At 77.5% G+C, this 6544-nt stretch carries 1 protein-coding gene; it reads right to left on the bottom strand.

The annotated features are described in order from the left end of the window. A partial coding sequence (locus tag EF903_RS26710) for a non-ribosomal peptide synthetase (RefSeq protein ID WP_125547381.1) occupies nt 1-6411 on the bottom strand: 6411 nt, incomplete at its 3' end. Nucleotides 6412-6544: the final 133 nt, after the last annotated feature.

The following is a 6544-nucleotide window of genomic DNA, read 5'->3' as shown; positions in this document are numbered from 1 at the left end:
CGGCAGCTCGACGAGGTCCCGCACCGTGACGGGCAGGCCGAGGGCGGCGGCCCGGGCGCCGATCCGGACCGTCGACAGGGAGCTTCCGCCGATCCGGAAGAAGTCGTCGTGGACGCCGACCTCCGGAAGACCGAGGACGGCCTGCCACACCTCGGCCAGCAGCCGTTCGGTGGGGGTGCGCGGGGGAGCGTACGGGGCCTCGCGGTGCAGGCCGCCCGCCGCCGGCAGGGGCAGCGCCCGCCGGTCGACCTTGCCGCTGCCGTTGACGGGGAAGTCGTCGAGGAAGACGAACAGGGCGGGCACCATGTAACCCGGCACGGAGGCCCGCAGGCCCTGCCGCAGCGCCTCCGCGGACGGCTCCGCCCCCGGGTCCGGCACCACGTACGCGACGAGCGCCGGCTCGCCCGGCAGGTCGCCGCGCAGCAGCACCGCCGCCTGCCGCACCCCGGGCAGGGCGCGCAGCGCGTGCTCCACCTCGCCCAGCTCGATGCGGAAGCCGCGCAGTTTGACCTGGCTGTCGCGGCGGCCGAACAGCTCGACGGAGCCGTCGGGCCGCAGCATGCCGATGTCGCCGGTGCGGCACAGCCGCTCTCCCGGCGCCCCGTACGGGTCCGGGACGAACGCCGCTGCGGTCGCGGCGGGCCGGCCCGGGTAGCCGCGGCCCACGGGCAGGCCGCCGATGCAGATCTCGCCCGGCACGCCCACCGGCACCGGCCGCAGGTGCTCGTCGAGGACGTGGACCCGGGAGTTGCGGACGGGACGGCCGACCGGGGGCCGCCGCTCGTCCGGCGCGAGCCGGGCGTGCAGGTTCCACACGGAGGTCTCGGTGAGCCCGTACACGTTGAGGAAGCGGCGGCCGCGCGCCCAGGTGCGGGCCAGCCCGGCCGGGCACGGCTCGCCCGCCACCTGCAGGACCCGCAGGTCCGGGTAGCGGTCCTCGCCGAGCACGGCGAGCGCGGACGGCGGCAGGACCGTGCCCGTGACGCCGTGGTCGAGGAGGGCCGCCGACAGGTCCGGGCCGGGCCGCAGCGCCTCCTTGGGCGGGGTGCACAGGCGGGCCCCGTTCGCCAGCGCCCACGCCAGCTCGTACACGCAGGCGTCGAAGCCGATGGACGCGAACTGCAGGACGCGGTCGGAGGGCTGCGGGGCGAAGACGTCCCGCTGGGCCTCCACCATGTTGGCGAGGTTGCGGTGCGTGAGGGCGACGCCCTTGGGGGTGCCCGTCGAGCCGGAGGTGTAGATGACGTACGCGGTGCCGTCGGGGGCGTCCAGGAGGAGGCGCGGCCCGTCGAAGGGGACCGCGTCCGCCGTCGCGGACTGCGCGAGCAGCACCCGCATCCCGCTGTCCCGGGCGATGAACCCCAGCCGCTCGGCCGGGTGCTGCGGGTCCAGCGGGAGGAACGCCCCGCCCGCCTTCAGCACGCCCAGCACGGCCCGCACCAGGTCCGGCCCGCGCTCCGTGCAGATCCCGACGACGGTCTCCGGGCCGACGCCGAGGCCGCGCAGCCGGTGCGCCAGCGCCGTCGCCGACGCGTCCAGGGCCCCGTACGCCAGCTCCCCGCCGGCATGGGCGACGGCGACCGCGTCCGGGGTGCGCGCCGCGTGCCCGGCGACCAGCTCGTGGAATGCGAGCGCCGTGTTCGCCGCGACCGGGCCGTGCGCCCACTCCCCGAGGACGCGCTCCCGGGCGGCCCCGGTGAGGGCCGGCGGCGCCACCGCCGCCTCCGGGTCGGCGACCATCGCCTCCAGCACCCCGCACAGCAGGTCGGCGAGCTGCTCCGCCGTCTCCGGCGCCACGTACGCGGAGTCGGCGTCGAGGGCGAAGGCCTCCACGCTCGCGTTGACCACCAGCGGGAACATCGTCCGGGAGATCTCCGACGAGCCGTCCCAGGTGTCGCCGGAAAGCCGGTGGAAGTTGACGTAGTTGAACACGGCCTCCACCAGGCCCGGCTCGCCGGGCCGCAGCTGCTGGAGCCGGTACAGCGGGACCCGCCGGTGCGGCATCATCTCCCGCTCGGCTGCGAACACCGCACGCACGTACTCCAGCCAGCTTCCCGCCGGCCGCGCCACACCGAACGGCACGGTGTTCAGGAACAGCCCGCGCATCCGGTCCGCGCCCGGCAGCTCCGGCCGGCCGTTCACCACGAGGCCGACCGAGTGCCCGGCCGCGGCGGCGTCGCGCTCCGCGAACAGGCCCATCGCATGGTGGAAGGCCGTCAGCAGGACGGTGCGCCGAGGCACCCCCGCCCGCCTGGCGAGCCGCCCGAGCGGCCCGGCGAGCCGGCTCAGGGAGCGGACCGCCTCGTGCACGGCGACCGCAGGCGCCGCCGGATCGGGCTCCTGCCGCCGGAACCGGACCGGCCGCAGGCCGGCGAGCGCCTCCCGCCAGTGGGCGAGGGCCGCCGCGTCCTCGGAGGCGGCCCGCTCCAGGGCCACGTACTCGGCGAACCGCGGCGCGGGCGGCAGGGACGGGGCGCGGCCCTCGGCGACGGCCTGCCGGTGCAGGTCGAGGAGGTCGGCCACCAGCGAGGTCAGGCTCCAGCCGTCCAGCACCACGTGGCAGTCGGTCAGGGTCAGCATCAGCTCGGTGTCGCCGGTGCGGTGCAGGTGGATGCGGATCAGCGGCGGGGCGGCCAGGTCGAAGCGGCGCGCGAACTCCGCCTCCGCGAACGCGTCGAGCGCTGCCCGCTGCCCCTCCGGGGGGAGGCCGCGCAGGTCGGTGAGGCCCACGGGCACGCGGGCGGTGCGGTGCACCAGCTGGAGCGGCTCCCCGAAGGAGACCAGGTCGACGGAGGACCGCAGGATGCCGTGGGCCCGGACGACCGCGTCGGCCGCCGCCTGGAAGGCCTCCGGGTCGAAGCCCTCCGGAACGGTGATCTTCAGGGTGGTGACGTTGTGGTAAGCGCCGCGCTCCGGGTCGGCCAGCATCTCGTGCAGCATCCCCGCCTGGAGCAGGGTCAGCGGGTACGCGTCCTCCAGCCCCCGCGGCAGCCGCGCCGCGTCGGCCGGGTCCAGCAGCGAGAACGGCGCCGTCTCGGCCGGCCCCGCCCCGCGCACCGGGACCGCGAGGCGGGCCAGGTCTGCGAGGGTCCGGGCCCGGAACAGGTCCGCCACGCTCAGCGCGAAGCCCGCCGTACGGGCCCGCCCGACCACCCGCAGGGCCAGTATGGAGTCCCCGCCGAGGTCGAAGAAGTTCGCGGTGCGGCCGACCCGCTCGGTGCCGAGCACCTCCGCCCACACCCCGGCCAGCGCCTCCTCCGCCGGCCCGGCGGGCGGCTCGAAGCCGTCCGCGGGCGCCGCGCCGTCCGCGGGCGCGGCGGTGAGCGCCGCCCGGTCGACCTTGCCGTTCCCGGTGACCGGCAGCGCCTCGTGCCGCACGAACAGGGCGGGCACCATGTACGACGGCAGCGTCAGCCCGAGCCGGGCCCGCAGGTCCGGGGCGTCCAGCGGCCTGCCCTCGGCCAGGACGACGTGGGCGGCGAGCCGGGCCCCGCCGTGCCCGTCGGGCCGGGCCACGACCGCGGCGTCCCGCACGCCCGGCAGGGCGCGCAGGGCCGTCTCGATCTCGCCGGGCTCGATGCGGAAGCCGCGGATCTTCACCTGGTGGTCGGCGCGGCCCACGTACGCCAACTGCCCGTCGGGCAGGACCCGTACGAGGTCGCCGGTGCGGTACATGCGGCTCCCGGCGGGCCCGAACGGGTCGGGCGGGAAGCGTTCGGCGGACAGCGCGGGCCGGCCCAGGTAGCCGCGGGCCACGCCGCCGCCCGCGACGTACAGCTCGCCGACGGTCCCGCGCGGGACCAGCCGGCCGGAGCGGTCGAGGACGTAGCCGTGCTGTCCGGCGAGGGGGCGGCCGATCGGCGAGTACACCGGCGAGACCGTGTCCGCCTCGGTGATCGTCCGGTGCGTGACGTGCACGGTGGTCTCGGTGATGCCGTACATGTTGACCAGCGCGGGCCGCTCGCCCTCGGGGACGGCGAACCAGTCGCGGTAGTCGCGGGCGTCGAAGGCGTCGCCGCCGAAGACGACGGTGCGCAGGGCGAGTTCGGCGAAGGTGCGGCCCGCGTCGACCATGTGGGAGCGCAGGCCCTTGAACGCGGCGGGCGTCTGGCTGAGGACGGTGACCCGGTGGTCGCGGAGGGCCGCGTGCACGGCGGCGGGGTCGCGGACCTCCTCCTCGGTCAGGACCACCACGCTGCCGCCGGAGGACAGCGGGCCCCACAGCTCCCACACGGAGAAGTCGAAGGCGGGGGAGTGGGCGAGGGTCCACACGTCGCCGGGGCCGAAGGAGAAGTGCCGGTCCGCCGCGTCGAAGAGCCAGGCTGTGTTCGCGTGGGTGACCTCGACGCCCTTGGGGCGGCCGGTGGAGCCGGAGGTGTAGATGACGTAGGCGAGGCCGTCGGGGCCGGGGGCGAAGGCCGGCGGCTCCCCTGCGGCGGCGTCCGCGGCCGCCGGGTCGGCGGGATCGGCCGGGGCGGCGGGGTCTGCGGGGTTGTCGGCGCCGGGCACCGGGACCACGCGGACGCCCAGCCCTTCGACCGCCGCCCGGCCCGTCCCGTCGGCGACGACCCACTGCACGCCCGCGTCCGCGACCGTGAAGGCCCGCCGTGCCCGCGGGTGCGCCGGGTCCAGCGGCAGGTAGGCGGCCCCGGCCCGCCACACCCCGAGCAGCGCGACGGGCAGGTCCACGGAGCGGGCCACGCACACGCCGACCAGCGACTCCGGGCCGACGCCCGCGGCCCGCAGCCGCCGTGCCAGCGCGGTCGCCGCCGCGTCCAGCTCCCCGTAGGTCAGGGTGCGGCCCCCGCCCCGCACGGCGACCGCGCCCGGTGCGCGCCGCGCGTGCTCGGCGACCCGTTCCAGGACCGGGCGCGGTGCCGGCCGGGCGGGCGCGGGCTGCGGGGCCCGGTTGGCGGGCCCGTCCGGGCCGAGGAGTTCGGCCCTCTCCTCCCGGGTGAGGAGCCCGACCGCGGCGAGCGGGGTCGCGGGGCCGCGGGCGAAGGCCCGCAGGACCGCCTCGGTGTGCGCGGCGAGCCGGGCCACGGACTCCTCGTCGTACAGGTCCGGCCGGTAGACGTACCGCAGCGCGGTGCGGCCGGCGCCCGCGTCCTCGTACAGGTCGAGCGTCAGGTCGAACTTGGCGGTCGCCAGGTCCACGGGGACCGGGGTGCCGACCGCCGCGCCGAGGGCGTACGGGCCCTCCTGCCCGCCCGGGGTGTGCGTGAACAGCACCTGGACGAGCGGGTTGCGGGACAGGTCCCGGTCGGGGCGCAGCTCCTCGACGACCCGCTCGAAGGGCAGTCCCTGGTGCGAGAGGGCGCCGAGGACGCTCTCCCTGGTGCGGGCCAGCAGGTCGCCGGTCGTGGGGTCGCCGCCGAGGGAGGTGCGGACGACGAGGGTGTTCACGAAGAACCCGACGAGCCCCTCGGTCTCCGGGCGCTCGCGGTTCGCGGTGACGGTGCCGACGGCGATGTCGTCCTGCCCGCTGTGGAAGGCGAGCGCGGCCTGGAAGGCGGCCAGCACCGTCATGTAGGGGGTGGTGTCGGCGCGGCTGCCCACCTCGTCGAGCGCGGCGGCCAGTTCACGGGGCAGCTCCCGCGTGTGCACGGCCGCCGCGTGGGAGCGGGTCGCGGGTCGCGGCCGGTCGGCGGGCAGTTCGAGCGGGGCCAGCCCGGCGAGGGTGTCGCGCCAGTAGGCGAGGTCGGCGCTCTCGTCGCGGCCGCGCTGCCAGACCGCGTAGTCGAGGTAGCCGATGGCGTCCGGCGCGGCGGCGGGCGCCGGCGCGCCGCCGGTGCGGGCCCGGTAGAAGGCCCGGAGGTCGCGCAGGAGGAGGTCGAGGGACCAGCCGTCGCAGACGATGTGGTGCAGGGAGAGGACGAGGACGTGGTCCTCGGCGGCGACCCGCAGGAGGGTCGCCCGGAAGGCGGGCCCGGCGGCCAGGTCGAACGGCCGCACGGCCGCCTCGTGCACGGCCGCCGCGACCGCGGACTCCCGGTCGGCGCCGTCGGAGGGGGCGGGGAGCCCGACGGTGTGGAGGCGGACGCTGCCCGGGGGCAGCACCTGCTGCCGGGGGATCCCCTCGGTCTCCGCGAACACCGTCCGGAGCTGTTCGTGCCGCTCGACGAGGTCCCCGACGGCGGCCGCGAGCGCGTCCGCGTCCAGCGGGCCGGCGAACCGCCAGGCCGCCGGCACCAGGTACTCGGTGCTGCCCGGGTCGAGCCGGTCGAGGAAGTACAGGCGCTGCTGGGCTGCGGACAGCGGCGCGCTGTCGGGACGCGGCTCCAGCCGGGGGATCCCGGCCGGGGCGGCGGTCCCGGCCCTGCCGCGCAGCCGGCGTTCGAGGAGCGCCCGGGCCGCGTCGGAGAGCCCGCCGGGCGCGGCGGGGGAGGACTCGACCTGCGAAGTCGTCATGGGAGATGCCGTCCAATCTCGTGCGGTACGGAGGGGCCGCGCCGCCGCCGGATGCCGGTCGGCGGCGGCGCCGCTCGTGGTGGGTGGTGCCGGGCCCCTGGCCGGGGGCGGGAGAGCCGGAGCGGGCCGAGGA

Source organism: Streptomyces sp. WAC05292 (genome assembly GCF_003949955.1).
In the GTDB taxonomy this organism is placed as follows: Bacteria; Actinomycetota; Actinomycetes; order Streptomycetales; family Streptomycetaceae; genus Streptomyces; species Streptomyces globosus.
This window is presented reverse-complemented; position numbering and strand designations above follow the sequence as displayed.